Origin of the sequence: Paenibacillus sp. ClWae2A (assembly GCF_032452295.1) — a bacterium.
Lineage (GTDB): Bacteria > Bacillota > Bacilli > Paenibacillales > Paenibacillaceae > Paenibacillus.
This window is the reverse complement of record NZ_JAULSQ010000002.1, coordinates 332245-358049: the sequence shown is the minus strand read 5'-3', so window position 1 is coordinate 358049 and position 25805 is coordinate 332245. Positions and strand designations below refer to the sequence as shown.

The following is a 25805-nucleotide window of genomic DNA, read 5'->3' as shown; positions in this document are numbered from 1 at the left end:
TTTCACTGGTCATTCTCCGATGCAGGTAATCCGCTCTGCGGACTGGATTCGGGTTGAAGCAAGGTTGCCAAATCAGTACCTGTCGTGACCGTCAAGCGAGGCAGCTTCATGGGGTGATCTCCTGGATGCACAAATCCAGACTTTACGGTAAAGGCCATGCGATATCCATGTTGCTGTAACTTGTAGATCATCTGTGTACTGGTATAACCAAAAGGATAGGCCAGATAAGGTGTGTCTATTCCGGTTTGCTTCATATGCTGGATATCATCATCCAGAAGACTGGTGTCCAGACCGACAGGCACACTGTTACCACAGCGCATAAATCCCTTGTGATGCAGGTTATAGGTATGGCTGTTAAATTCAAATACGTCAGTTGCCGCCTGCATCTCTGGCTTGGAGATGAAACTTTTTTTGGCAGGGTCAAATTCCGAAGGTTGATCCTGAATTTTACTGCCTATGACAAACAGCGAGGCGTGGAAATTATATTTCTTAAGCACAGGGTAAGCTAATGTATAATTGTTCTGGTATCCATCATCAAAGGTAATCACAATAGCTTTTTGTGGCAGGGAAATCTTCCCGCTAACATATTGCTCAAGCTGATCCAGTGTAATCGTATGGTAGCCTTCATCGTGCAGGTATTTCATATTTTGCTCGAAATCCTCCAGATTAATGATGGATTTGTTACCTGTCTCGTGATTATTCAGTTTGGGCTCTATGTAATGATACATCAGTACAGGAACTTCTGTAGCGGTACCTTGTTCAATCTTGAAGGTAGAACGATCCAGCGCAGATGGGCTGGAAAAATCAGTGTGTGACAGCTGGAATGCTTTGCGTTTAACGATGTCCCAGGATGTGCAGGCTTTGTGTGACAGTGCATTCGTTGGATGGGTTACGGCATATGCATACAGTGTAATGGAGCATGTGAGCATGACGAGTAAAACCAGTGTGATCTTTTTCCAATATTTCATAAGTCTCAGGGTTCTCCTTTTAAAGTGGTTCAATAAGTTATATCATAGACGATATTTCTACACGGGAAGTTACAGTATTTTTTCCTGTATCAGGTTGACTTGCGGATGAGAGCGTTGATTCACGGTCCATATGGGAGAATGTATTTTAGAATGAAGTCAACATGTGATGGGTGAGTATCAGCGTTGCTGATTGATCAATAGGCATTTTGTTTAATTTCTCTTGTGTTTTGATATGCTGCGTGATACAATAAGTCTGTTATGTGGAATACGGCGGTCCTCTATGGATAATGAAGGAGACAAGGTGATCTCTGGAAGAAGTATGAACGCCTGTACGGAAGGAGGGAGTCATAGATGAATATCGTTCAAGCGATTACACAAGAACAACTTCGTAAGGATATTCCGAGTTTTCGTCCTGGTGACACTTTGAAAGTGCACGTTAAGGTAATCGAGGGAACTCGTGAGCGTATCCAATTGTTCGAAGGTGTTGTGATTAAACGCCGTGGTGGTGGAATCAGTGAGACTTTTACAGTTCGTAAAATTTCTTACGGTGTAGGTGTGGAAAGAGCTTTCCCGCTTCATTCCCCTAAAATCGATAGAATCGAAGTGGCTCGCCGTGGTAAAGTTCGTCGTGCGAAGCTTTATTATCTTCGTGAACTACGCGGTAAAGCAGCGAGAATTAAAGAAATTCGTTAATATAACGGATACCGGGAAGGGCTTGGAGACAAGCCCTTTTCGTTTTTGTCCGGGAAAAGTTGAACCGGAGGTACACTTCCGAGTAAAATGGTATGGCAACACATGCGGTGAATAGTCCGGGAGGCTTGTAAAATCAGTTATTGAAGTGCGTGTTCAAAAGACCGGTTTCAGTACCGACTTTTTGAACAACCTCTTGAAGGCATTTGAATTGTGGATTAAATGTACTGTAATGCTTGGTGTAAGATTACATAACTGATGTGATATGTTTTGTATCCATCCATTGAGTTATTGGAACGATACAAAATGCTGGATGTGTGTACTGCTATAAACATGTACTGTGAAGAGAGGAAGATCTTGAATGGAACAAGAAGTTCAACATGACCAGGGCAATCCTGCCGAAGAGAAAAACAGTCGATCTAAAAAAGCCAAAAATGAAATTGTTGAATGGCTTAAAGCCATTGTTATCGCATTAGTTCTCGTCATTCTGATTCGGTGGTTGCTCTTCAAACCGTTTGTTGTGGACGGTCCGTCCATGCAGCCGAACTTTGAAACGGGTGAACGTGTGATCGTCAACGAAATCTTATATGATATCAGAGAACCGAAGCGCGGTGAAGTTATCGTCTTCCACGTACCATCAGAAGGTCGAGATTTCATTAAGCGTGTTATTGCTGTAGAAGGTGATACCGTTGAGGTTCAAGACGATACCGTGATGGTTAACGGTAAAAAGGTTGATGAAACATATATTCAAGGAGCCATTGATGCAGCTGAAGCAAATGGTGGAACCTATAACGTGAAGGATTTCCCGAATGAACAGTTCCCTGATGGCAAAGTGCCGGCAGGTCATGTGTTTGTCATGGGAGACAACCGTCCAAATAGTACAGACAGCCGTATGATCGGTTATGTTTCGTTAAAAGATATTATTGGTCGTGCAGATGTTATTTTCTGGCCGATCGGTGAGATTAAGTGGATCAACCACTGAAATAGAAGTAAATAATGAGGTGAAGACAAGTTGACGATACAATGGTTTCCAGGTCATATGACTCGAGCCAGACGCCAGATTCAGGATAAGTTAAAGCTCATCGACGTGGTCATCGAACTATTGGATGCCCGTCTGCCTGTCTCCAGCCGTAATCCGATGATTGACGAAATATTGCTGGATAAACCCCGGATGATTTTGTTGAACAAATCGGATTTGGCAGATGCTAAAGTGACGCAAGAGTGGATTGAATATTTCAAAAAAGAAGGAATTACCGCTTTTCCTGTAGATGCTTCGACGGGAACCAATGTTAAAGATATTCCCGTGCAGGCCAAGCTTCTTCTTAAAGAAAAAATTGACCGTCAAATTGCTAAAGGGATTAATCCTCGTGCGGTTCGCGGGTTGATCGTAGGGATTCCCAATGTAGGTAAATCAACACTGATTAACCGACTGGCTGGACGGAGTATTGCGTTAACAGGAGATCGTCCTGGTGTGACGAAGGGGCAACAGTGGATCAAGGTAGGCAAAGAAATGGAGTTATTGGATACTCCGGGTATTCTGTGGCCTAAGTTCGAAGATCAGAATGTAGGTTATCGTCTTGCCGTAACTGGTGCAATCAAAGAGGAAATTCTGAATGCAGAGGATATCGCCTTTTTTGGAATCAGTTACCTGATGCGTTATTACTGGGACGCTCTGGAAGAGAGATACGGACTTCAGGAGTTCTCCAAGGATGCTGATGATTCAGACAGTGTTATTGCGATTATGGAACAAGTCGGCCGTATCCGTGGTTGTGTTGTAAGCGGTGGGCGCATTGACCTGGAAAAGGCATCACGAGCATTTCTGCGTGAACTGCGAGCGGGTAAAATGGGACGTTTTTCTATGGAAGCTCCCTATTAAAAAAAATGGACTTTACACGATGAAGATCATTATCTGTTCATTTCATATATACAAGTGCCGAAAGAAGCGGCCGTTACCGGATTACCGGGAGCGGTCGTTTTTTGTGTATACAAACGCGGAAGTAGAGATGGAATATACGTCGAAAACGATAAAATGGAAGAGGATTGATGAACAGTACGCTTTATGGAATTGGCTGACCTATATATCAGGTGCGTCTGAATCGTGCTATGATGAATGGTGGTGCAAATTAGAATACACGAGGTCTGATATATTCAATTTAAACCATCAAATACCGATAAATGAAGACATCACTATCTTTATTATTGTAAACCTCATGGAAAAGTTTTGCTGAGAGAGACAGGTTGTACAGAACAAAGACAGAGGATCTACGTCTATATTATAAAAAAAAGTTGTAAGTGATACGCATGCTGAAAAAGTGTGGGTAGAGGAGATGAGCTTTATGGTTGAAAAAAATGAAGAAATCGGGTTGAATCTACTGGATACCCCGATTGGACCAAAGAAGAAAAAAGAAGCCAGTGAACCTCGAGACCTGTTGCTCTATGAGCGGGAGTATTGGGACAGTGGATTTGAACGTATTGCTGGTATTGATGAGGTAGGGCGGGGATGTTTGTTTGGGGATGTTGTCGCAGCCGCGGTTATTTTACCGAAGGATCTCATCCTGGAAGGCGTGAATGACTCCAAGAAATTAACGGAGAAAAAACGTGATGCACTGTATGACGTCATTATGGAAAAAGCGCTGGCGGTAGGTGTCGGGTACGCAGATGCAGAGACGATTGATCGGCTTAACATCAAGCAGGCTGCGAGACTCGCGATGAAACGTGCTGTTGAAGCATTGGGAGAAACTCCTGATTATATGCTGGTGGATGCCGAGAAGGTGGATGTGAATGTACCTCAACTGTCCATCATTAAAGGTGACGCTAATAGTCAATCGATCGCAGCGGCATCTATTATTGCCAAGGTAACGCGAGATCGACTATGTAAGGAAGAATGGGATACGTTATATCCGGAATATGGTTTGTCGATACATAAAGGATATGCAACAAAAGTTCATCGGGAGCAAATTATGGCGTTGGGGGCAACCCCGATGCATCGGCGCAGTTTTCTGGGCAATCTGCTTGGAGAGCAGCAATCTTTGTTTTAACACAGGTTTGAAGAAAGGAGGGGAGAGATTTGAATATCGGTTCCATGATAAAGGGGTTAATGGGAGACAGTAAGCCCGGCAATGCCAAACCGCTTGAATTAAAGGAAGGTCAGGTGGTTCGTGGCTCCGTCGTTAGTGTATCCGATGATGGGGGAGAAGCAGTTCTGCAGATTCAAGGTGTGCAGGTGCGCGCCAAGTTGGAGACTCCACTCCGTCCGGGTGAGACCACGTTGCTTCAAGTGCAACCTCCAGGTGAAAATGGCATAACGGTTATGAAGCCAATGTCGGGTACACTTGCTGAACTGCCACAAGCTTCGCTGAACAACCTGCTTAAGGATGTAGGACTGCCGGATACAAAAGGGAACCGGGAACTGTTGCTTGCCATGCAGCGTAGCGGAGTGCCGCTCACGAAGGATAATGTGGCTATGGTCCAGAATATGATGACTGCCAAACCTGCACAGGTCCCTGTGGAAGAATGGGTGCAGGCGACAGGGATTGCTTTTCAGCGTGGCCTTCCGGTTACGGCGGAAACAGTAAAAGGATTACACCAGACGGTGTTTGGCCCCCCTTTGCACCAGTTATTAAGCGGGTTGGCTGATCAGTTGGAAACGATGCTGACTCAAACAACAGGTAAACCGCTATTGCCTGGAGAACAATCTGCTACGTTGAAACCAGCAGTCGTGGCTGGCGCACCTGTATTACCCAATGCATCACAGACGGAAGAAGGATTGGCTGCATTAGGCAATGGTCGTCAGGTGACTGGGACCGCAACACCTGCTTTGTCAACGCAACAAGGACAAGCGGCATTAGCAGGGTCTATATCCATGACGGATGGCGGGACAGAGGATGCAGGTACTGCGGTGAAAGGAAACTTGCAGACCGGTGGAGGCGCAGGAAATGCTGAAGCCGCGACGAAGGCAGTTGCCAGCAATGTTGAAACGGCTGGCAAAGGGGGCTCAGGTATTCCGTCTGGAACCGGAATACCTGGAGAGAGCCCGCGCGGGGCTGACGCGGGCCAAGCTGGGAGCCGCCCGGGTACACCAGGGGTGGCCGCAGAATCTGTGGCTGGCCGTGCAAGTGCAGGCCAGCCTGAAGCAGGAGCGGTCGGCCGGACTGACGGCCGCGCTGAAACGCCTGCTGCTGCGGGGACGCCGTCCGCAGCAGGCCAGGCGGCGCCAGCAGCGCCTACGGCAGCGCAGCTGGCGCCCAAGCTGCTGGCGCTGCTGGACGCCCTGCGCAGCGCGTCCACTGCCGCACCGGTACAGCCTGGTGCGGCAGCACAGGCCGCCCCTGCATCGCAGGGCGGCCAGGCGGCTGCGGCTGCCGGAGGCGTGCCGCAGCCGTTGCCAGCCGGCGCTGATGCGCCGCCGGCTGGCGGTAGTGCCGCAGCACCTGCGGGAGCTGCTGCAGTGCACGCGCCTGTCACCCACGAGGGGGACCCGTGGGTGGGGCGCGTACTGAAGCTGCTCGGTGCGGAGCACGAGCAGCAGGCCGTTCACGGCGCGGCAGCGCAGCCGCGCGTGGGGGATGCGGCGAGTCCGGCGAATACGGACACGCTGAAGGGCTTGCTGCTGCAGCTTGCCAGCAGCGAAGGTGCACCAGCGGCGCTCAAGGATGCCGCGGGACAGGCTGTGCAATATCTGACAGGGCAGCAGTTATTGCTGACGACAGATCGCAGTGCTACATTTGCACAGATGCACTGGTTTATTCCGATCACCGGACCGGACGGGGAAGAAACGGCGTCTGTTCAGATTCAGTCACGTCGTGGACCACGTGGAGAGCTGGATGCGTCCAACTGCCGTCTGTGGTTCGATCTGGACATGAAAAGTCTGGGGCCTACTCTGGTAGATGTCCATGTGGTTAATAACATTGTCAGTCTGCGTGTATTAAATGATCGCGAAGGAATGGGGCCGCTCCTGGAGAGTGGACGAGAGGTAATCCATCAGGCATTGGACAAGTTGGGCTATCAACTGCTGACCTTCAAGGCGGAACCGTGGCCTGTAGGTCAGGAAGCGGGAGCGGAACGAAAAACGAGGGCCTCGGACTATAGTCCTGAACGATACAAAGGGGTGGACTTGAAGGTATGAAAGACGAGTCGTCACAACCGGACCTGCTCTCCAAAAAGGCGGTTGCCCTAAAATATGTTCCTGGAGAGAGCGAAGCACCTGTTGTTGTAGCCAAGGGGCGCGGCAAAGTGGCAGAAGCCATTTTGGATAAAGCCAGAGAAAACGGTGTGGCTGTTCAGGAGGATGCAGCACTTGTGGAGGTGCTCTCTAAGTTGGATCTGGATGAACAGATTCCAGCTGAACTGTATCAACTGGTCGCGGAGGTGCTAACGTATGTCTACCGTGCAGATCGAATGGCCTCAGGACGCGAGGAACATGAGTCATGGTAGAACGTAGATTGGGCCAGGAGCCGGGAATGAAGCTCACACGACAGCAGAAGGGCCGATTAGGTGAAGAGGCTGCCTGTCAATGGTTGCGAGAGAATGATTATCGGATCATTAGACAGAACTGGCGTTGCCGTAGCGGTGAAATTGACATCATTGCTTCCTGCGAGGGGCTGATTGTCTTCGTAGAAGTGAGAAGCAGAAGTGGAGCCGCTCAGTACGGTACACCTCAGGAATCGGTTGATATGCGTAAAATGCAGCAGGTACGTTCAACCGCATCCGTTTATTTGCAAATGACGGGAGAGACGGAATTTCAGATCCGTTTTGATGTAATTGCCGTAATGCTTGACCGAGCAGGAGAGACTGTCTCTGTGAATCATATTATTAATGCTTTTTAAGAATTACACTCAAAGTCGTTGATGTATCGGGAGATACGAAGTGTAACATTTTGATATGAATCCATAAGTTATTTCAAAGTACAAATTTAATTATGTCTTATCTTTGCATTTGTTTTAGTTTTGAAATTAGTTACTATAATAAAGCCGCAGTTCCTTGCCATACAGGAGCTACGGTTTTTTTGATTTAACTATGAAATCACAAAACAGAAGACAAGAGTATCAATAATAAAATCATTTATTTCAGAAATTTATAGATACAAAATGTATCATTTGTAATGAACTAAGAAAGTTGAAATTTAAAGAGAGGTTGGTGAGTTGTATGAAAGAGCTTCAGAATACTTCGAAAAACACAGTAAAACAAGTATGGGAGTGCCCTCGGATGGAAGTGCTGGATATTAGTAAAACCATGAACGGAGGATAAAGCATTTGGCAATATGTCTGGGATGGGGAGTTCTGGAAACTTGAATTACTTGTGAGCTAGACAAAGAGTAGCTTAAGTACTTAAACGTCTTGCTAAATAAATTGGATGAGGAGAGAAATCAGTGATGTCTAATCGTTCTCCATGGATGGTTCGTTTTGTAATGTTTTTTTTAGTTTCTGTATTGTTTAGTGTCGTGCACACTGGAACTGCCAGTGCGGCCAAAGAAAATACTGTTGTTAAGCTATCAAGTACTGATCACCTTGATTTTTATATTTATGAACCATCCATAATGGTGGGCACAGTCACAGATGATGAAGGAAATCCTGTGGCTGGCGCAGTAGTTAAAGTAACTGGTCTGTACGACAAGCCCGTAAAAACAAATCAAAGAGGCATATACACGGTTACGGGTATTGATTATGACTATAATCCAAACATTGCAATATGGATAGACAAAGAGGAGTATGTTCCATATGTTCAGGATCGTTTAGGGATTAGTCCGGGAGTAACCCGTAAATTGAATGTGATATTGGAAAAAGCCGCACATGTTCGAGGGAAGGTTGTAGATGAGAATGGAAGGCCAATTGCTGCTGCCAAGGTTAGTGTCAATGGAGAAGCAGTGACTGATGCGAGAGGTGATTATCTGGTAAGCGGGTGTATCCATCAGCTATAATTCTCGTTACAGCTGATGGATACACCCGACATAGCTCAACTGATAAACTAAATGGGACAGAGATCCAATCAACACAGTATCGTATCAACGGAGGAAAATGGATCACATACAACGAACCTGTAAAATTCTATGCACCTGATGTCAAAACGGTCGAATATTATAGTAAGGTACGTTTGAAGGATCGGGTGAATTTGTTGAAAAGATTGAAAAGATTGAATTTTAATCATAAATGCTTATTTTTTTATAATTGCATCTTTCGAAATATTTATAATTAGAATACTGTTAACTAGCGACTCCAATCGACCTTCCGAGGATTCAATGAAGAGTCGCTTTTTTTATTTCAGTTAAATAACTCAGCTGCTTTGAATCTCGAGTTGAGAAGAGTGTATAATTAAGGATGTAGTTTGAATATATAAAATAATTCTTTAAGATTTATCGTAGTCAAGCGAGTATTACTACGGTCTATTGATGTAGTGATGTCATATGTTATTTATAAACAGGAGGTACGGCCGATGAGTAAAGCTACGAAAACAACGAATGAAGTCAGAAATGCGATTCAAAACCGTCGTACGGTGAAAAAATTTAAAAAAGAAGCTGTTCCGACACAGCAGATTATAGAGTTGCTGGACACCGCAGTCTGGGCTCCGAACCATAAACTGCGTGAACCTTGGAGATTTTTGTTGTTTACCGGAAATGGACGGAAGAAACTGGCTGAGGCTATTGATGCAGAAATGGGTGAAGACAACAAATTCTCAGCCAATATTATGCAAGTTCCATCTGTTATGCTTGTCGTGCTGGAAGAAGATCCAAGACAGAATATCTGGGACGAAGACTTCGCTGCGGTCAGTGCATTGGTTCAGAATTTTATGCTTGCAGCCTGGAGTGAAGACATTGGTACATTCTGGGTGACCAAGCCATTCTTGTACGCTCCCAAATTCCGCAAACCACTTGGAATAGAGGCGGGAGAGAAGATTGTAGGCATGATTTATATGGGGTACCCTGATGTTATTCCTTCTGCCAAAGAACGCACCCCAGCGAAGGACAAACTCACTCTTTTCGAATAATAAATTATTGTAAACTTAGCTATATACGATCCCCTTATGTTTCAGGGAAATCTACGTACAAGTACCTTTCTTCACAGAAGAGGAGGGCTTGTACGTTTTTTGTCATGTTGGCGCATTTGTAGTGTAGAATCTGCATAAGAAATCCTTCTCGATCTTCCTCTGTTGTCTACAGGCTCATGCCCATTTCACTGCCTTTTGGTAGGAAAACCTGTTCTTCCCTTCCTTCATATGCTTCTCAAAATAAATTCAGATCCAATTGACGATACTGGATGGCTTCAGCCACATGAGCTGTCACAATTTCACCCTCATGGTCCAGATCGGCAATGGTCTGTGCCATTTTGATAATCCGATCATGTGCACGCATGCTCAGGTTTAACGTTTGCAGCGTTTGCTCTAACAGTTGCTCTGCCTCTTGAGGGAGATGGATCGTTTTTCGCAAAAGCGTACCGGAAAGCTGGCTATTCCAACGAACCGAACTTTTTGCATAACGTGTAGCCTGAATTTGATGAGCATGGATCACTTTTGCCTGCATTTCTTCGGAGGAAGGGGAAACAGCAGACTTGCGCCACTCGCCTGGTGGAGGAACCTCAACCTGAAGATCAATGCGGTCCAGCAGTGGTCCTGAAATTTTAGCTCGGTACGCGGCAACACGTGCTGGACTACATATGCAGCGTTGCTCCTCCGAATGAGCGGACAAATATCCGCAGGGACAGGGATTCATGGAACATGCAAGCATGAACTGGGCCGGAAAGGTGAATGCAGCCCGTGCCCGGCTAATTGTCACTGTGCGATCCTCTAACGGCTGTCTTAATACCTCCAGCACTTGGCGCTGGAATTCAGGTAATTCATCCAGAAACAATATGCCCCGGTGGGCAAGGCTTACTTCACCCGGTTTTGGGATACCACCGCCTCCAATCAGACCGGAGGTGGATATTGTATGGTGAGGCGAGCGAAAAGGTCTGTCTGCAATCAGGCCTTGAGGCGCTTCTTTTAACTTGCCTGCGGCACTTAATACTTTAGTTACTTCTAACGCTTCATCTTCTGACAAAGGCGGAAGGATGGTAGGCAAACGTTTGATTAACATCGTTTTGCCCGTGCCTGGCGGTCCAACGAGCAGTATATTATGCATGCCTGCTGCAGCAATCATAAGCGCGCGTTTTACATGATGCTGACCCAGAACATCACTATAGTCATCTGCCAATAATGGTGTTTGATTCGACTTTTTATCCACCATCTTGAGAGTATTATCTGTTATAGGAGCAACGAGATGAGCATAATTTTTCAACACGACTGGTCCTGCATTTGAATTATTTGGTATTCCCGTTGAACTAGCGGGTTGATCTGGGTTTTCTGGAGCAATATCTTGTAAATGACGAATGCCAAACACCTGGATGCCTCGAATCAGTGAAGCTTCCTCCACGTTATCCAAAGGCAGAAGCACGGAAGTAAAGCCTTGTCGTTTGGCCAAATCCACCATGGATAAAATGCCGGGCACGGACCTGATCGAACCGTCCAACGCCAGTTCGCCAACCACTAGTGTCCGTTCCTGGGGAGGAAGTGCAAGCTGGCCGCTTGTCATAAGTAAACCAATAGCAATGGCTAGATCAAAGGAAGATCCTTCCTTGCGCAGATCAGCGGGGGCCAGATTGATTGTGATCCGCTGTAAAGGATACTGATATCCGCAGTTTTTGATCGCTGCACGAACACGTTCAACGGCCTCACGAATAGCTGAATCCGGTAAACCGATGATGGATGTCTGTGGCAGACCATTGGATAAATCGGTTTCCACCTCGATTAGAACGCCATCAATTCCGTACAAACACGCACTGTGTAATTTCCCGTACATGACAAAGAAACACCTCACTCGATTCTTGACTCCGCATATCACGGGCCAGTCTACGAATTAAGGTGCTTCCTCAGCTTCTACTAAGCATTTTATATAAAAGGAATCATGGAGTCAACCTGTCATTATCATTGTTGTAGTCATCATTCCTGATCCCTGAATTTTAGTTCTGGAAGGAAATCATTAGATAGCATTGGTGAAAATGCTTTAAGTATGAACTTGCATTATGGTTATTAAATTTGGCCTGAGAAAGCGTGAATCTGTTCGCTGGACTTATCTATTATTGTTGTTAAATCAAGAGGATGTAATGCTGGTCATCTATTTGTTATTATATTTTACACAATCTAATTTAACATAATTAAATTGAATGGTAAAATCATTTGTGCTCAATTATTCTGTTTTTTTTCTAATTTGTGATAAGATAGATTTATAGTTCCTGTGTTATAAGGAATAGAATGCACAATAGGTAGGTGAGAAAGACATATGCAGACTGACAGTTTGAAGCTGGATAACCAATTATGCTTTGCCATATATGCTTGTTCACGTGAGATTACTAAGATGTACCAGCCTTATCTGGAGGTACTTGGCGTAACGTATTCCCAGTATTTAGTGTTGATGGTTTTGTGGGAACGTGAAGAATGTACGGTTAAGGAGATCGGGGAGGCTCTCTATCTCGATTCGGGAACGTTGACACCACTTCTCAAACGTTTGCAGTCAGCAGGACTTATTAATCGCGAACGCTCAGCTCAGGACGAACGAAAAGTATTAATTACACTAACCGACTCGGGCCGTGAGTTGCGGAACAAGGCATTATCTATACCTGAATCCATTCAGGGAGATGCGTGTTTGAACAGTACAGAGTTTGAAACATTGCTGGGTCAGTTCAAAGGATTGCTGGAGAAAGTTCACGAAACCAACACTAACGCAGCCAAAAAATAAAATGTAGTTTTACATCAAGGAAACCTTAGCTTTTAGCTGAGGTTTTTTCCATATATACCCAAGCATTCACAATATGGGATCATACTCATATCAAAATACTGTCTATTAACCATTAATTTTTTAAGGAAAGCGTTTTAAAAACGTGTTACAATGAATTGGGTTTAAGTGAAAATAGTCAACATTTGTCTTTTGTTAGTCTACCAACCCGCCTTGTTGCAGTCATGTTGATAGGAGGATTCGAGAATGAATATCCATGAATATCAAGGAAAAGAAGTACTGAAACAGTATGGAGTTACCGTTCCAAACGGAAAGGTTGCTTATACAGTCGATGAAGCGGTTGCGGCCGCAGAGGCACTGGGCAGTCCGGTGACTGTTGTTAAAGCGCAAATTCACGCAGGTGGCCGGGGTAAAGCCGGCGGCGTAAAAGTGGCGAAGAGTACGGAGGAAGTTCGTGCCTATGCTTCAGAAATTCTGGGCAAAGTATTGGTAACACACCAGACTGGACCAGAAGGCAAAGAAGTGAAACGTCTTCTGATTGAAGAAGGATGCGATATCCGCAAAGAGTATTATGTGGGTGTTGTTGTGGACCGTGCCACGGGCCGTGTAGTTATGATGGCTTCCGAAGAAGGCGGTACTGAGATTGAAGAAGTAGCTGAAGCTACACCTGAGAAAATTTTCAAAGAAATCATTGACCCTGCTATTGGATTGCAAGTGTTCCAGGCCCGTAAACTGGCTTACAGCATTAAGATTCCGAATGAACTGGTAAACAAAGCCGTTAAGTTCATGCTTGCGCTGTACACTGCATTTGTCGAAAAAGATTGCTCTATTGCCGAGATCAATCCTCTCGTTGTTACCGGAGATGGAAACGTTATCGCGCTAGATGCGAAATTGAACTTTGACTCCAACGCACTGTTCCGTCACAAAGACATTTTGGAACTGCGTGACCTGGATGAAGAGGATGAAAAAGAAATCGAAGCTTCCAAATACGACCTCAGCTACATAGCACTTGATGGCAACATCGGCTGTATGGTCAATGGTGCGGGACTTGCGATGGCAACGATGGACATTATCAAATACTACGGTGGAGACCCGGCCAACTTCCTTGACGTTGGGGGCGGTGCGACAACAGAGAAGGTGACTGAAGCATTTAAGATCATCTTGTCAGATGCCAAAGTAGCTGGGATCTTTGTTAACATTTTCGGTGGCATCATGCGCTGTGATGTTATCGCCAATGGTGTTGTTGAAGCCGCGAAGCAGCTTGGCCTGACCAAACCGCTGGTTGTTCGTCTTGAAGGAACTAACGTGGAGCTTGGCAAACGTATTCTGGGTGAATCTGGCCTGAATATCGTTCCTGCTGATTCCATGGCCGATGGTGCACAGAAAATTGTTGCCCTCGTAAAATAAGTTCATTCCTTAGTACCGGAGCTGTCCGGGAATTGAAAAATAACCGTAAGGATGTGAAGCAACGTGAGTATTTTGATCGATAAAAATACAAAAGTCATTACGCAAGGCATTACGGGTTCAACGGGAATGTTCCACACGAAGGGCGCATTGGACTACGGAACCCAGATGGTAGGCGGAGTTACACCGGGTAAAGGCGGAACTAATGTGGATATCACGTTGGAAGACGGTACAGTAGCTAGTCTTCCGGTGTTCAACACTGTGCAGGAAGCGAAGGAAGCTACAGGCGCAACAGCGAGCGTCATTTACGTTCCTCCTGCATTTGCAGCAGATTCCATTATGGAAGCTGTTGATGCTGAATTGGACCTCGTAATCTGTATTACAGAAGGTATTCCGGTTCTTGACATGATCAAGGTTGATCGCTTCATGGAAGGTAAAAATACCGTCCTGATCGGACCAAACTGTCCAGGTGTCATTACACCAGGCGAATGTAAAATTGGTATCATGCCTGGTTATATCCATATGGCAGGGCACGTAGGCGTTGTTTCCCGTAGTGGAACACTTACCTATGAAGCCGTTCATCAACTGACGACACGTGGCATTGGACAATCTTCTGCTGTAGGAATCGGGGGAGACCCTGTAAAAGGCTCCGAGTTCATTGATATCCTCAAACGGTTCAATGAAGATCCACAGACTCATGCGGTCATCATGATTGGTGAGATTGGTGGTACTGCTGAAGAGGATGCTGCAGATTGGGTACGTGAAAACATGACCAAACCGGTTGTTGGCTTTATCGGTGGCGTAACAGCGCCTCCAGGCAAACGGATGGGCCATGCTGGCGCTATTATCTCTGGCGGTAAAGGTACAGCCAAAGAGAAAATTGCGAAGCTGGAATCATGTGGAATCAAAGTAGCCCCAACTCCTGCTGAGATGGGTTCGACTTTGGTGAGTGTACTTGAGGAACGCGGTATTTTGAATTTGTGCACGACACATTAATTCTTTTTCGTTATAATAGAAGAAACGGCTCGGAAATGATTTATTTCTGGTAGACCGACTATTATGGTTACGGAAAAGGTAAGCAACCTTTTGTCCTTGAACAGGGCGAAGGGTTGCTTTTTTGCGTTTTTTTATGGGAAAAGGGGGAGGAATTGCCCCTCATCTGCGTAAACGCTTGCATTCCGTGATCACATAACACACAATATGAGGGAAGATTCTCTTCCCGCTCTGGGAGGTTTATGGTATGGAAGAACGATGGATCTTGTTTGGGTTGCATGAGATGGAGGGTATTGGCAAGAAAACAATCTCTAAACTGATTCTGGGACAACATCAAATGTCCGATCTTTTGAATTATGAGGAAGGTGACTGGACTGCGGCAGGTTTGCGCAAAGATCAGGCTGCCCGCTTGGCTAGTCAATTTAATATCGACTGGATTGAGAGTAAAAGAGAATCCCTTTACAATCAGGGGATAGAGGTTATTACTTACCTGGATCAGAATTATCCCATATTAATGAAGGAAACCGTTCAGCCTCCCTGGGTAATGTATGGTCGAGGGGATATAAGTTTGTTACACAACTCGTCCCTTGCCATGGTGGGAACTCGTATGCCGACTGTGTATGGCCGCAAAGTTGGAGAAAAGCTGGCAGAGCAATTATGCAATGCAGGACTGACGATTGTAAGCGGGCTTGCCCGCGGGATTGATAGCGTGTGTCATGAGGCAGTACTACATGCTAAAGGAAAAACGATTGCAGTATTCGGAACCGGAATTGATAATATATACCCACCCGAAAATACAAGTCTCGCCGAGCGAATCGCGGAGACGGGTCTGCTTTTGTCGGAATATCCACCAGGTACGAGAGCGCGCCAGGGATTATTTCCGGAACGGAATCGAATCATTGCCGGTCTGACACTGGGAACATTGGTTGTTGAGGCTGACATTCGCAGTGGTTCACTCATTACAGCAGATGCTGCGCTTGAAGCAGGCAGGGATGTATTTGCAGTCCCTGGACCTATTACATCGCCGAAAAGTCGGGGAGCACACAATCTTATCCGTCAAGGGGCCAAATTGGTCACTTGTGCAGCAGATGTATTGGAAGAGTATCGATTGGGCTTGCCAAATGCAGAACAACTTCCTTACAATAGAGGACGTTCGACCGAAACAACCGAGCCTTCCGGGCGAGGGATATTCGCTGAGGTTAAGCTCTCTCCAGATGAACAACGCGTGATTTATCTGTTGGAACAGGGAGAACAATCATTGGATCAACTGGTTGAGCTGCTTGGTTGGGATTTTGGACATTTGCATTCAGTTCTGTTATCTTTAATCATAAAAAAGCAGATTAGCCAATTACCAGGCACTAAATACGCGAGGGTATGACGAAGCTACAACCTACGTAGTGCATGGAAATATATAATTAGCAGAAGTTATTAACTATGCATAAGCTTACAGAAACAGTTTCATGACAGTTTCATGACTGAGAGGAGGATGAACCTATGGCGGATGCACTCGTAATCGTGGAGTCGCCCTCAAAGGCGAAGACGATAGGCAAATATTTAGGCAGCAAGTTCATCGTAAAAGCTTCGATGGGGCATGTTCGCGATTTGCCAAAGAGTCAGATCGGCGTTGAGGTAGAGAATGATTTTAATCCGAAATATATTACGATCCGCGGCAAAGGTTCAATCTTGAAAGAACTGAAGGATGCACGGAAGAAAGTGAAAAAAGTGTATCTCGCAGCTGACCCGGATCGCGAAGGTGAAGCTATCGCATGGCATTTGGCCCATGCCCTTGAACTGGACGATACGGCAGATTGCCGGGTTGTATTTAATGAAATTACAAAACAGGCGGTTAAAGATGCGTTCAAAACGCCGCGGAAAATCAATATGGATTTGGTTAACGCGCAGCAGGCAAGACGTATTCTGGATCGGCTCGTTGGATATAAAATTAGTCCGTTATTATGGAAGAAAGTGAAAAAAGGTTTGTCTGCAGGCCGGGTTCAGTCCGTGGCTGTTAAAATCATTTTAGATCGTGAAAATGAAATTGATGATTTTGAGCCGGAAGAATACTGGAGCATTACCGCCAAACTGACAGCAGACGGCAATCCGTTTGAAGCCAAGTTTCATAAACTGAACGGGGCCAAAACAGAGCTGGGCAGTGAAGCGGAAGTGCAAGCGATCCTGAAACAGATCGAAGGTGCAGACTTTACGATCAAGGAAGTTAAAGAGAAAGAACGGAGCCGTAACCCTTCCGCCCCGTTTACGACGAGTTCTTTGCAACAGGAAGCGGCGCGTAAATTGAATTTCAGAGCTTCCAAGACGATGTCGGTCGCCCAACAACTATATGAAGGTGTAGACCTTGGAAAAGAAGGCACAGTAGGTCTCATCACGTATATGCGTACGGACTCCACACGAATTGCGGCATCTGCTCAAGAAGAAGCCAAAGAATATATCGTTGGTAAGTATGGTGAGCCATTTGCACCTGAGACTCCACGAAACTATTCTAAAAAAGCAGCTAATGCTCAGGATGCGCATGAAGCGATTCGTCCAACTTCAATTCTGCGTGATCCTGACTCAATCAAGTCATTCATGAGTCGCGATCAGTTCCGGTTGTATAAACTGGTATGGGAACGTTTTGTAGCGAGCCAGATGTCTTCGGCTATCCTGGATACACTCTCTGTAGATATTGCTGCGGGGGACACCATTTTCCGTGCAGCAGGTTCGAAGGTACGGTTCCAAGGTTTCATGAAGGTATATGTTGAAGGAAACGACGATGGTACCACCGATGAAGATCGTCTGCTGCCTCCGCTGAAAAGTGGAGATGTACTTGAGAAGCAGGAGATTGAGCCAAAACAGCATTTTACACAACCGCCACCCCGATATACGGAGGCAAGGTTGGTTAAGACGCTTGAGGAATTGGGTATAGGGCGTCCGAGTACATATGCGCCAACGCTGGAGACCATTCAGAAGCGCGGATATGTTGCGATAGAGGAAAAGAAATTCATGCCGACCGAGCTTGGCGAACTGGTCATCGAACAGATGGAAGAGTTTTTCCCGGAAATCCTGAATGTAGAGTTCACCGCAAACATGGAAGGTGATCTTGACCATGTAGAGGAAGGTTCCGAGGATTGGGTCAAAGTACTCGCAGAATTCTATGAATCTTTTGAGAAACGCCTTGAGTTTGCGGAAGAAGAAATGAAAGAAATCGAGATTGAAGACGAAGTATCGGATGAGATCTGTGAGAAGTGCGGCAAACCGCTGGTTTATAAACTCGGACGTTTTGGCAAGTTTCTTGCGTGCTCTGGCTTCCCTGATTGCCGGAATACCAAACCGATTATCAAGGATATAGGCGTGACTTGTCCGAAATGTAAGGAAGGTCATGTTGTTGAGCGTCGTAGTAAAAAGGGACGTATTTTCTACGGTTGTGACAAATATCCTGAATGTGATTTTGTCTCATGGGACAGACCTTCAGCCAAACCATGTCCAAGTTGCGGATCGCTAATGATTGAAAAGCGGAACAAAAAGGGAGCACGATTGCAGTGCACTTCATGTGATCATCAGGAGCCGGTGGATGAACCGGATGACGAATCAGCAGATTAGTATATATGTGAATCAATTATAGTGAAATATGAAATTGCTTTATGGGGGTAAATGATTTTGACGAATGAACAACAAGTAACCGTTATTGGTGCCGGGCTGGCAGGAACAGAAGCGGCCTGGCAGATTGCAAGTCGCGGCGTACGCGTAAAATTATACGAGATGAGACCTGTTGTGAAAACGCCAGCTCATCATACAGATAAATTTGCAGAACTGGTATGTAGCAACTCGCTGCGTGCGAATGGATTGACCAATGCAGTGGGTGTGTTAAAAGAAGAAATGAGAATGCTTAATTCTCTCGTATTGTCTGCGGCAGACAAGCATGCCGTTCCCGCAGGTGGGGCACTTGCTGTGGACCGTGATGGCTTCTCAGGTGAGATTACGTCTACGTTGCATCAGCATCCACTCATCGAAGTAGTGAACGAAGAACTAACTTCCCTGCCGGAAGATGGCATCGTTGTTGTTGCCACGGGTCCCTTGACTTCACCGGCATTGTCTGAGCAAATCAAGGCACTTATGGGTGAGGAATATTTCTACTTCTATGATGCAGCAGCACCGATCATTGAAAAAGATTCGATTGATATGAACAAGGTGTACCTGGCCTCCCGTTATGATAAGGGTGAAGCGGCATATCTGAACTGTCCGATGACAGAAGAAGAGTTTGATGTCTTCTATGAAGCTCTCATTACTGCTGAGGTCGCTCAATTGAAAGAGTTTGAGAAAGAAATCTACTTTGAAGGCTGTATGCCAATCGAAGTGATGATGAAACGCGGAAAACAGACGGCTCTGTTTGGTCCAATGAAACCGGTAGGTCTGGTTAACCCTCATACAGGAGAGTTGCCACATGCGGTCGTTCAGCTTAGACAGGACAATGCAGCTGGAACCCTGTATAACTTGGTGGGCTTCCAGACGCATCTGAAATGGGGAGAACAGAAACGTGTCTTTTCCCTTATTCCTGGACTTGAAAATGCAGAGTTCGTTCGTTATGGCGTAATGCACCGTAATACATTTATTAACTCTCCTAAACTACTTCTTCCGACGTATCAGTTTAAAGAGCGTCCAAACCTGTTCTTTGCAGGTCAGATGACGGGTGTAGAAGGATATGTGGAATCTGCTGCATCAGGGCTTATTGCCGGCATGAACGCAGCCAAAGCAGCACTTGGGCAGGAACTGGTAGTATTGCCGGTAGAAACAACACTTGGCAGTATGGCTCAGTATATTACAACTGCTGACTTCAAGCACTTCCAACCAATGAACGCAAACTTTGGTTTGTTGCCGAAGCTTGAAACGAAGATTCGTAACAAAAAGGAAAAAAATGAAGCTCTTGCACAGCGTGCCCTGGATGGCATCACTAGTTTTGCTGCGGCAGAAGGTCTAACTGTTCCAGAACGCGTATAAATTATTCGTGGGAGGATGCTGATATCATGGATATGTCATTTCATGCTACAACGATCTGTGCTGTTCGTCATAATGGTAAGGCTGCAATCGCAGGAGATGGTCAGGTGACCATGGGCCAAAGTGTTGTGATGAAGAATACAGCCAAGAAAGTAAGACGTTTGTACCGCGGACAGGTTGTTGCTGGCTTTGCTGGTTCTGTGGCGGATGCGATCACCCTGTTTGAGAAATTCGAAGGCAAGCTGGAGGAGCACCATGGTAACTTGCAGCGTGCTGCTGTAGAGCTTGCCAAGGATTGGCGTCAGGATCGGATCTTGCGTAAGCTTGAGGCACTGTTGATTGTGATGGACAAATCAGGTATGCTGCTCATTTCAGGCGGCGGGGAGATTATCGAACCGGATGATGACGTTATTGCTATCGGATCAGGTGGAAACTTTGCCTTATCTGCTGCGCGTGCGTTGAAACGTCATGCAGTAAATCTGGAAGCGAAAGATATTGCGCGTGAATCACTTCAGATTGCTTCGGAGTTATGTGTATATACCAATAGTAATATTATTGTAGAAGAGTTATAAGCCAAAGAAATCTCCCGTAGTGGAGCATGATTCTGTAATCTGCTCCAGGACGTCTAGGGGATTCTTTGTCCTTGTTAGGTAAAATAATTCAACATACTGGTAGGAGGGAAGCAATATGAATACTCAAGCGTTAACACCGAGACAGATTGTTGCAGAGCTTGACAAGTATATTGTAGGTCAAAAGAAAGCTAAAAAATCGGTAGCCGTAGCCCTTCGTAATCGTTATCGGCGTAGCCTTTTGCCTGAGCACACCCAGGACGACATTGTGCCTAAAAACATCTTGATGATTGGACCTACCGGTGTAGGTAAAACGGAAATCGCCCGTCGCCTTGCTAAACTGGTAGGTGCGCCATTTGTGAAAGTGGAAGCTACCAAATTCACCGAAGTAGGTTACGTTGGCCGTGACGTTGAATCGATGGTGCGTGATCTGATTGAGACATCACTGCGGATGGTGAAGCTGGAGCGGACTGAAAAAGTGAAAGACAAAGCTGAAGAAGCTGCCAACGAACGAATTGTACATATTCTGGCTCCTTCACAGTCTAAGTCCAAGAATCAGCGTAATCCCTTTGAGATGATCTTTGGTAATAATGGTAACAACGTTCAGGAGCAGGATGAGCCAGAACCCGATACAGGGGTTGCGGAGCGTCGACGTAAGATTAAGTTTGACCTGTTATCTGGCAAGTTGGAGGATGACATCATTGAAATCGATGTTGAGGACACTGCGCCTAACATGATGGACATGTTTGCTGGTCAAGGTAATGATCAGATGGGCATGAACATGCAGGAGATGTTTGGTAGCTTGTTGCCTCGTCGTACGAAAAAACGTAAACTCGCTATTAAAGAAGCGCGTAAAGTGTTGATCCAGGAAGAAGCAGGGAAATTGATCGACATGGATGATGTTACACAAGAGTCCATTCGTCGGGCGGAGCAGACAGGTATCATTTTCATAGATGAAATCGACAAGGTTGCCAGTCAAGGGCGCGGTAGTGGTCCCGATGTATCCCGTGAGGGTGTGCAACGTGACATACTGCCTATCGTAGAGGGCTCTACAGTAATGACGAAGTATGGTCCTGTCAAAACGGATTATATTCTGTTTATGGCAGCTGGCGCTTTCCACGTCGCCAAACCCTCTGATCTGATTCCTGAGCTTCAGGGGCGCTTCCCGATTCGTGTGGAACTGAGCAGTCTTACACTGGAGGAGTTTGTATCCATTCTGACTGAGCCTCAAAATGCACTGACCAAGCAGTATGTTGATCTGCTGCGTACCGAAAATATTGAAATCGAGTTCTCGGATGAGGCCATTCGCGAGATTGCCAAATTGGCTGAATCCGTCAATCAAAATACAGAAAATATAGGTGCTCGTCGATTGCATACGATTCTTGAGAAGCTTTTGGAGGATTTATCCTTTGAGGCACCTGAGCTTACACTGGAACGTATGGTGATCACTCCGGAGTATGTCCGGGAGAAATTAAATGATATTGCGCTTGATCGTGATTTGAGTCAGTATATCCTGTAACATGGAACTAGCAATGTAGTTGTTAAAATGATGCTATAAATGAACGGTATGCAAGAAAGTAGAGAACATTTGTGTGATCCACAAAGGCCCTCTTACTTGACGCATATCGTTTATTTTTGTTTCTATCTAAAGGATTTTGATGTTACAACCGATAAAAGATGTGTGGATGTTATACGGATCGACAAAACCTAGGACTTGTGCCGCATGTATACGGAGTTAAAACATATCGGAGTGGTAGTTATTCTTCCATTCCATACCCAATGATTCCCATTAAAAGAATTTTTCTTATTCCAAGTCTGGTCATCGGTTTAGTCGACAGGTTGGTAAATGTTGCGTAAATGCGCAAAATGATGAATTGTAGAAAAGTGTGAAGCCACTAATTGTTTTCTTAAAATTAAAATATATAGGCTCCACTTAATTGTTAAGAAAGTGTTGTGTAGGAAGGACTAGTTTTCTTCATCATTGAAAGATAACTTGTCAATTGATTAATATATAGCTTTGTATGTATACCTATCATATTGTCCATAAACCCTTAGTACAACGGCAAAAAATTCTAACATTATCAATTATGAAATATTCGGAAATATACATAATTACGGGCGTTATAAGTTCATGCTGAGACTCGAAAGTTTTTTTTTATTTTAAGAATGTTTAAGAACAATCAGGGAGAGTATTAACATACTTTTGTTTTGGGCCCGAACATTTACGAAAAAATTCATAATTTGCAGAAAATACACAAAAAGCCCTGTCTTTCAGAAAAGATAGGGCTTTTTTCTTATTGTAATAAATCCCAAACTCGAAGAAACTTATGTTATACGACAACATCAGAGTTAATTCTACTTAAGTCCTAGAAAACCGTGTAAAGACGAATGTTTTTGTCGAAAAAAACATAAGAATTTTTAAGGGGAAAGATTCAATCTTTTTCCATAACTTCTAAAGAGAGGAGGGGGATTGTGAATCTTTTAAACGATATCAGCTTTAAAAGATTGCAAGGTGCACTCGATGCGTCCAATATCAGACAACGAACGATTGCTGACAACATCGCGAACGCCGATACCCCGTATTTCAAGCGCTCGGACGTTTCTTTTGAAGAAATGTTGCAAGGGCAAATGAATGGAGATATGCCTGTTCTTAAAGGTAAAGTAACTGATGCAAGGCATTTTGTCATAGGTCCTTCCTCTTCCGTACCAACGCCAGTAGTTAATATGGACCAGTCAACCTCCATGAATAACAACGAAAATAATGTCGATATCGACAGAGAAATGAGTCTTCTGGCGGAGAATCAGTTGCGTTATAACGCTTATATTCAGCAAGTGAACGAACAAATTAAAATCATGCGTGTTGGCGTGGAAGGGAGATAACCTAAATTGAACATTAGTAATAGTTTTAGCATCAGTAGCTCAGCTCTGACAGCCCAACGGTTGCGGATGGACGTTATATCTTCCAACATTGCCAACGCAGAGACGACGCGAGCGAGCGTATCCAATGGTGAAGCAGTTCCTTACAAACGTAAAATGGTTGTGCTTGAGCCGAATAAAACGTCATTTGGTACGATGCTGCAAAATCAGATGAGAGGTAGCGGTTCAGGAGATGGCGTAAGAGTAACGGAGATTCGCGAGGATCAGTCACCTTTGAAGCCTGTGTATGACCCTTCTCATCCGGATGCCAATGCAGAAGGATATGTATATATGCCTAATGTGGATATTGCGAAAGAAATGGTCGACATGATCTCTGCTTCGCGTTCCTATGAAGCAAACGTAACAGCACTGAATTCAACCAAAGCGATGATCTCCAAAGCCTTGGAGATTGGAAGATAATCTGCTTTGAAATGAAAATAAGAAAAATACAAACCAGGGATGAAGGGGAGGGACATTAATGATTCAGAACAACATGTTTAGCACACAGGGGATACAACCGCTACAGATGAAGAGTGTAACCGAAAGTAAGCCTTCTACACCAGCCGAAACCATTCAGAGCTTCGGTACATACTTACAGAATGCATTAGGGTCCGTCGCAGCTCAGGAGACTCAATCGCATGAAATGTCGAATCAATTTTTGGTCGGCAAAGCGAATGTGGATCAGGTGATGATTGCTTCAGAACAGGCCTTGTTAAGCCTACAACTCACAACTCAAGTCCGAAACAAAGTGGTCGAAGCATATCAGGAAGTTATGCGAACGCAGTTATAAAATAGCCTACTTGCGCTTCGATAATAGCGCTGATCATTACAACAAAGCAGCTGCGATGCTGCTCCTGATCGTCAACCTATGAAACGGCTAGGGTTGAGTAAGGACAGACTAAGCAAAGTTTCGGATGGGGTGACAGAGTGAATGAGAGAATTGCCCAGTACAGGGATAAGGCATCCCAGTATTGGAATAGTTTTAGCAAAAAGCAAAAAGTATTATTTATATCGACCTTCTTGTTTCTGATTTTGGCTGCAGTTGTACTCACGATGCAATTGTCCAAGACCGAATATGAAGTTGCTTTTACAGATTTGAATGCAAGTGATTCAGCGGGCGTTATCAGTTATCTCGATTCATCTAGCATTCCATACAAACTAAGTTCAGATGGCAAGAGCATATCCGTACCGAGTACAAGTGTTGCAATTGCAAAGGTGAATGTCGGATCTCAAGGAATTATTCAGAATGGTTCATTAGGGTATAAGTCATTCGAGGAGTCATCATCCCCGATCGGGATGACGGATAAAGAGTTTGATGTAAAGTACAACAACGCTATAAACGGAGAAGTTGAACAGTTGCTTCAGCGGATGCAAGGGATACAGGACGCTAAAGTGCTGGTCAATATGCCGAAAGATAACATCTTTGCTGGTTTAGAAGAACAAGACAAAGCATCAGCATCGGTAGCTCTTCAATTCAAACCGGGTTATCACCCCAATCAGGCAGCGGTAGATGGCTACTTTAACTTGGTTAAGACTGCAATTCCTAATCTGCCTATTGAGAACATCACGATTACGAACACAGATGAAGCAGAATTGATTCCAACTGCCCGAGGTGGCAGTGGCGGGTTGTCTTCCGAAGTTCAAGAAAACATGGCATTACAGAAAAAGTTTGAAAACGATGTCCGCAATAACGTGAAGCAATTTCTTTCCCAGATTGTAGGCGAAGACAAAGTTAATGTTTTGGTAGCCTCCAAGCTTAATTTTGACAAAGAAACACGTAAGGAAAATCTGGTCACACCTGTTGATGTAGATAATATGAAAGGCATCGAGATCAGTGTGCAGGAGATTCAAAAGAGCTACACTGGCGCAAGCAACCCAACAGGTGGAGTTGCTGGCACAGGACAAGAGGAAGTTCCGGGTTATCCATCATCTGATGCAAACGGTAACTCTACCTCCGAAGAATCATCAAGCACTATAAACTACGATGTTAATCGAATCGCCAAGGATATTATTTCCAGTCCATATACTGTAAAAGACTTAACCATTAACGTTGCAGTTGAACCACCGAATGGAGAAACAGAATTACAGGGACCGGTTCAGGACGCAATTGAGAACATTTTGGTTAACATTGTTCGTGCTTCACTGGCAGACTCAGGCACTGTAATAAGTGACGCCGATCTGACAAAGAAAGTTTCAGTCATGTCACAAGGATTCCAGACTGCCTCTGCAGACAATACAGGTTTCCAACTTTCCTCAACGATGATGTGGGGTGGAGGGGCACTCATAGCGGCATTGATCGCAGCGGTAGTTATTTTGTTAGTACGCCGTCGCCGCAAACAAAACGAAGTCGAAGAAGAAGAGATTCCTCTTCCAATAGCAACAGAGTTCCCGTCCATTACGCTGGACAGTGTAACGAACGAAAGTCAGGTGCGCAAACAATTGGAGAGTTTGGCCAAGAAAAAGCCAGACGAATTCGTCAATCTGCTGCGTACATGGCTGGCTGACGAATAGAGGTGAACG

At 45.1% G+C, this 25805-nt stretch carries 23 protein-coding genes; 21 read left to right on the top strand and 2 right to left on the bottom strand.

Features of this window, described 5'->3' with window-relative positions:
• Window positions 1–2: 2 nt before the first annotated feature.
• Window positions 3–968 (bottom strand): polysaccharide deacetylase family protein, encoded by a 966-nt coding sequence (locus QVE09_RS07690; protein WP_315936343.1) that lies wholly within the window; start codon window positions 966–968, stop codon window positions 3–5.
• A gap of 351 nt (window positions 969–1319) precedes the next feature.
• Between QVE09_RS07690 and rplS the strand changes: the two genes are divergently transcribed.
• The 9 genes from rplS to QVE09_RS07645 all read left to right on the top strand — a co-directional run bounded on the left by rplS (window position 1320) and on the right by QVE09_RS07645 (window position 9638).
• Window positions 1320–1661 carry a 50S ribosomal protein L19 gene (gene rplS, locus QVE09_RS07685; protein ID WP_024630190.1) on the top strand — a complete coding sequence of 114 codons (342 nt, stop codon included), beginning with the start codon at window positions 1320–1322 and terminating at the stop codon, window positions 1659–1661.
• 358 nt (window positions 1662–2019) lie between these two features.
• The gene (gene lepB, locus QVE09_RS07680) at window positions 2020–2640 is read left to right on the top strand and encodes a signal peptidase I (RefSeq protein WP_047842465.1); all 621 of its coding nucleotides are present in this window, start codon (window positions 2020–2022) and stop codon (window positions 2638–2640) included.
• A gap of 30 nt (window positions 2641–2670) precedes the next feature.
• The gene (gene ylqF / locus QVE09_RS07675; RefSeq protein ID WP_036670353.1) at window positions 2671–3534 is read left to right on the top strand and encodes a ribosome biogenesis GTPase YlqF; all 864 of its coding nucleotides are present in this window, start codon (window positions 2671–2673) and stop codon (window positions 3532–3534) included.
• 460 nt (window positions 3535–3994) lie between these two features.
• Complete coding sequence (locus QVE09_RS07670; RefSeq protein WP_315936342.1) at window positions 3995–4696, top strand: ribonuclease HII; 702 nt, start codon at window positions 3995–3997, stop codon at window positions 4694–4696.
• 29 nt (window positions 4697–4725) lie between these two features.
• The gene (locus tag QVE09_RS07665; RefSeq protein ID WP_315936341.1) at window positions 4726–6783 is read left to right on the top strand and encodes a DNA ligase; all 2058 of its coding nucleotides are present in this window, start codon (window positions 4726–4728) and stop codon (window positions 6781–6783) included.
• The gene (locus tag QVE09_RS07660) at window positions 6780–7091 is read left to right on the top strand and encodes an EscU/YscU/HrcU family type III secretion system export apparatus switch protein (protein WP_315936340.1); all 312 of its coding nucleotides are present in this window, start codon (window positions 6780–6782) and stop codon (window positions 7089–7091) included. The genes QVE09_RS07665 and QVE09_RS07660 overlap by 4 nt, the downstream gene beginning before the upstream one ends.
• Entirely contained in the window at window positions 7085–7483 is a 399-nt protein-coding gene (locus QVE09_RS07655; RefSeq protein ID WP_315936339.1) for a YraN family protein, read from the top strand. The genes QVE09_RS07660 and QVE09_RS07655 overlap by 7 nt, the downstream gene beginning before the upstream one ends.
• A gap of 545 nt (window positions 7484–8028) precedes the next feature.
• Entirely contained in the window at window positions 8029–8574 is a 546-nt protein-coding gene (locus QVE09_RS07650; RefSeq protein WP_315936338.1) for a carboxypeptidase-like regulatory domain-containing protein, read from the top strand.
• Window positions 8575–9086: 512 nt separating this feature from the next.
• Window positions 9087–9638, top strand: a complete 552-nt coding sequence (locus QVE09_RS07645; protein ID WP_074094554.1) for a nitroreductase family protein — start codon at window positions 9087–9089, stop codon at window positions 9636–9638.
• 235 nt (window positions 9639–9873) lie between these two features.
• Here QVE09_RS07645 and QVE09_RS07640 read toward each other — a convergent pair whose 3' ends face one another.
• Window positions 9874–11484 carry a YifB family Mg chelatase-like AAA ATPase gene (locus QVE09_RS07640; protein WP_315936337.1) on the bottom strand — a complete coding sequence of 537 codons (1611 nt, stop codon included), beginning with the start codon at window positions 11482–11484 and terminating at the stop codon, window positions 9874–9876.
• A 480-nt stretch (window positions 11485–11964) separates the two neighbouring features.
• Between QVE09_RS07640 and QVE09_RS07635 the strand changes: the two genes are divergently transcribed.
• The 12 genes from QVE09_RS07635 (at window position 11965) to fliF (ending at window position 25796) form a co-directional block, all read left to right on the top strand.
• Complete coding sequence (locus QVE09_RS07635) at window positions 11965–12420, top strand: MarR family winged helix-turn-helix transcriptional regulator (protein WP_036609387.1); 456 nt, start codon at window positions 11965–11967, stop codon at window positions 12418–12420.
• A gap of 243 nt (window positions 12421–12663) precedes the next feature.
• The gene (sucC, locus tag QVE09_RS07630) at window positions 12664–13824 is read left to right on the top strand and encodes an ADP-forming succinate--CoA ligase subunit beta (protein WP_253433745.1); all 1161 of its coding nucleotides are present in this window, start codon (window positions 12664–12666) and stop codon (window positions 13822–13824) included.
• 63 nt (window positions 13825–13887) lie between these two features.
• Window positions 13888–14817, top strand: a complete 930-nt coding sequence (gene sucD / locus QVE09_RS07625) for a succinate--CoA ligase subunit alpha (protein ID WP_036609382.1) — start codon at window positions 13888–13890, stop codon at window positions 14815–14817.
• A gap of 244 nt (window positions 14818–15061) precedes the next feature.
• Window positions 15062–16192 (top strand): DNA-processing protein DprA, encoded by a 1131-nt coding sequence (gene dprA / locus QVE09_RS07620; protein ID WP_315936336.1) that lies wholly within the window; start codon window positions 15062–15064, stop codon window positions 16190–16192.
• 116 nt (window positions 16193–16308) lie between these two features.
• Complete coding sequence (gene topA / locus QVE09_RS07615; protein ID WP_124114065.1) at window positions 16309–18408, top strand: type I DNA topoisomerase; 2100 nt, start codon at window positions 16309–16311, stop codon at window positions 18406–18408.
• Window positions 18409–18459: 51 nt separating this feature from the next.
• Window positions 18460–19803, top strand: a complete 1344-nt coding sequence (gene trmFO / locus QVE09_RS07610) for an FADH(2)-oxidizing methylenetetrahydrofolate--tRNA-(uracil(54)-C(5))-methyltransferase TrmFO (RefSeq protein WP_370511405.1) — start codon at window positions 18460–18462, stop codon at window positions 19801–19803.
• 26 nt (window positions 19804–19829) lie between these two features.
• The gene (gene hslV / locus QVE09_RS07605) at window positions 19830–20372 is read left to right on the top strand and encodes an ATP-dependent protease subunit HslV (protein WP_076208907.1); all 543 of its coding nucleotides are present in this window, start codon (window positions 19830–19832) and stop codon (window positions 20370–20372) included.
• A gap of 115 nt (window positions 20373–20487) precedes the next feature.
• Window positions 20488–21888: an ATP-dependent protease ATPase subunit HslU gene (hslU, locus tag QVE09_RS07600; protein WP_076208906.1), complete on the top strand. Its 1401-nt coding sequence runs from the start codon at window positions 20488–20490 to the stop codon at window positions 21886–21888.
• Between the two features lie 953 nt (window positions 21889–22841).
• Entirely contained in the window at window positions 22842–23249 is a 408-nt protein-coding gene (gene flgB / locus QVE09_RS07595) for a flagellar basal body rod protein FlgB (protein WP_036670359.1), read from the top strand.
• Between the two features lie 6 nt (window positions 23250–23255).
• On the top strand, window positions 23256–23705 hold the full coding sequence (gene flgC, locus QVE09_RS07590; protein WP_211081655.1) for a flagellar basal body rod protein FlgC: 450 nt from the start codon (window positions 23256–23258) through the stop codon (window positions 23703–23705).
• A gap of 58 nt (window positions 23706–23763) precedes the next feature.
• Window positions 23764–24075 carry a flagellar hook-basal body complex protein FliE gene (gene fliE / locus QVE09_RS07585; RefSeq protein ID WP_315936335.1) on the top strand — a complete coding sequence of 104 codons (312 nt, stop codon included), beginning with the start codon at window positions 23764–23766 and terminating at the stop codon, window positions 24073–24075.
• 137 nt (window positions 24076–24212) lie between these two features.
• Entirely contained in the window at window positions 24213–25796 is a 1584-nt protein-coding gene (gene fliF / locus QVE09_RS07580) for a flagellar basal-body MS-ring/collar protein FliF (RefSeq protein ID WP_315936334.1), read from the top strand.
• Window positions 25797–25805: the final 9 nt, after the last annotated feature.

Excerpts from the sequence above, each read along its gene's own strand:
- QVE09_RS07690 (WP_315936343.1), bottom strand. The coding sequence starts at position 968 with ATGAAATATTGGAAAAAGATCACACTGGTTTTACTCGTCATGCTCACA.
- rplS (WP_024630190.1), top strand. The coding sequence starts at position 1,320 with ATGAATATCGTTCAAGCGATTACACAAGAACAACTTCGTAAGGATATT.
- lepB (WP_047842465.1), top strand. The coding sequence starts at position 2,020 with ATGGAACAAGAAGTTCAACATGACCAGGGCAATCCTGCCGAAGAGAAA.
- QVE09_RS07670 (WP_315936342.1), top strand. The coding sequence starts at position 3,995 with ATGGTTGAAAAAAATGAAGAAATCGGGTTGAATCTACTGGATACCCCG.
- QVE09_RS07660 (WP_315936340.1), top strand. The coding sequence starts at position 6,780 with ATGAAAGACGAGTCGTCACAACCGGACCTGCTCTCCAAAAAGGCGGTT.
- QVE09_RS07655 (WP_315936339.1), top strand. The coding sequence starts at position 7,085 with ATGGTAGAACGTAGATTGGGCCAGGAGCCGGGAATGAAGCTCACACGA.
- QVE09_RS07650 (WP_315936338.1), top strand. The coding sequence starts at position 8,029 with ATGTCTAATCGTTCTCCATGGATGGTTCGTTTTGTAATGTTTTTTTTA.
- QVE09_RS07645 (WP_074094554.1), top strand. The coding sequence starts at position 9,087 with ATGAGTAAAGCTACGAAAACAACGAATGAAGTCAGAAATGCGATTCAA.
- QVE09_RS07640 (WP_315936337.1), bottom strand. The coding sequence starts at position 11,484 with ATGTACGGGAAATTACACAGTGCGTGTTTGTACGGAATTGATGGCGTT.
- QVE09_RS07635 (WP_036609387.1), top strand. The coding sequence starts at position 11,965 with ATGCAGACTGACAGTTTGAAGCTGGATAACCAATTATGCTTTGCCATA.
- sucC (WP_253433745.1), top strand. The coding sequence starts at position 12,664 with ATGAATATCCATGAATATCAAGGAAAAGAAGTACTGAAACAGTATGGA.
- dprA (WP_315936336.1), top strand. The coding sequence starts at position 15,062 with ATGGAAGAACGATGGATCTTGTTTGGGTTGCATGAGATGGAGGGTATT.
- topA (WP_124114065.1), top strand. The coding sequence starts at position 16,309 with ATGGCGGATGCACTCGTAATCGTGGAGTCGCCCTCAAAGGCGAAGACG.
- trmFO (WP_370511405.1), top strand. The coding sequence starts at position 18,460 with ATGATTTTGACGAATGAACAACAAGTAACCGTTATTGGTGCCGGGCTG.
- hslV (WP_076208907.1), top strand. The coding sequence starts at position 19,830 with ATGGATATGTCATTTCATGCTACAACGATCTGTGCTGTTCGTCATAAT.
- hslU (WP_076208906.1), top strand. The coding sequence starts at position 20,488 with ATGAATACTCAAGCGTTAACACCGAGACAGATTGTTGCAGAGCTTGAC.
- fliE (WP_315936335.1), top strand. The coding sequence starts at position 23,764 with ATGATTCAGAACAACATGTTTAGCACACAGGGGATACAACCGCTACAG.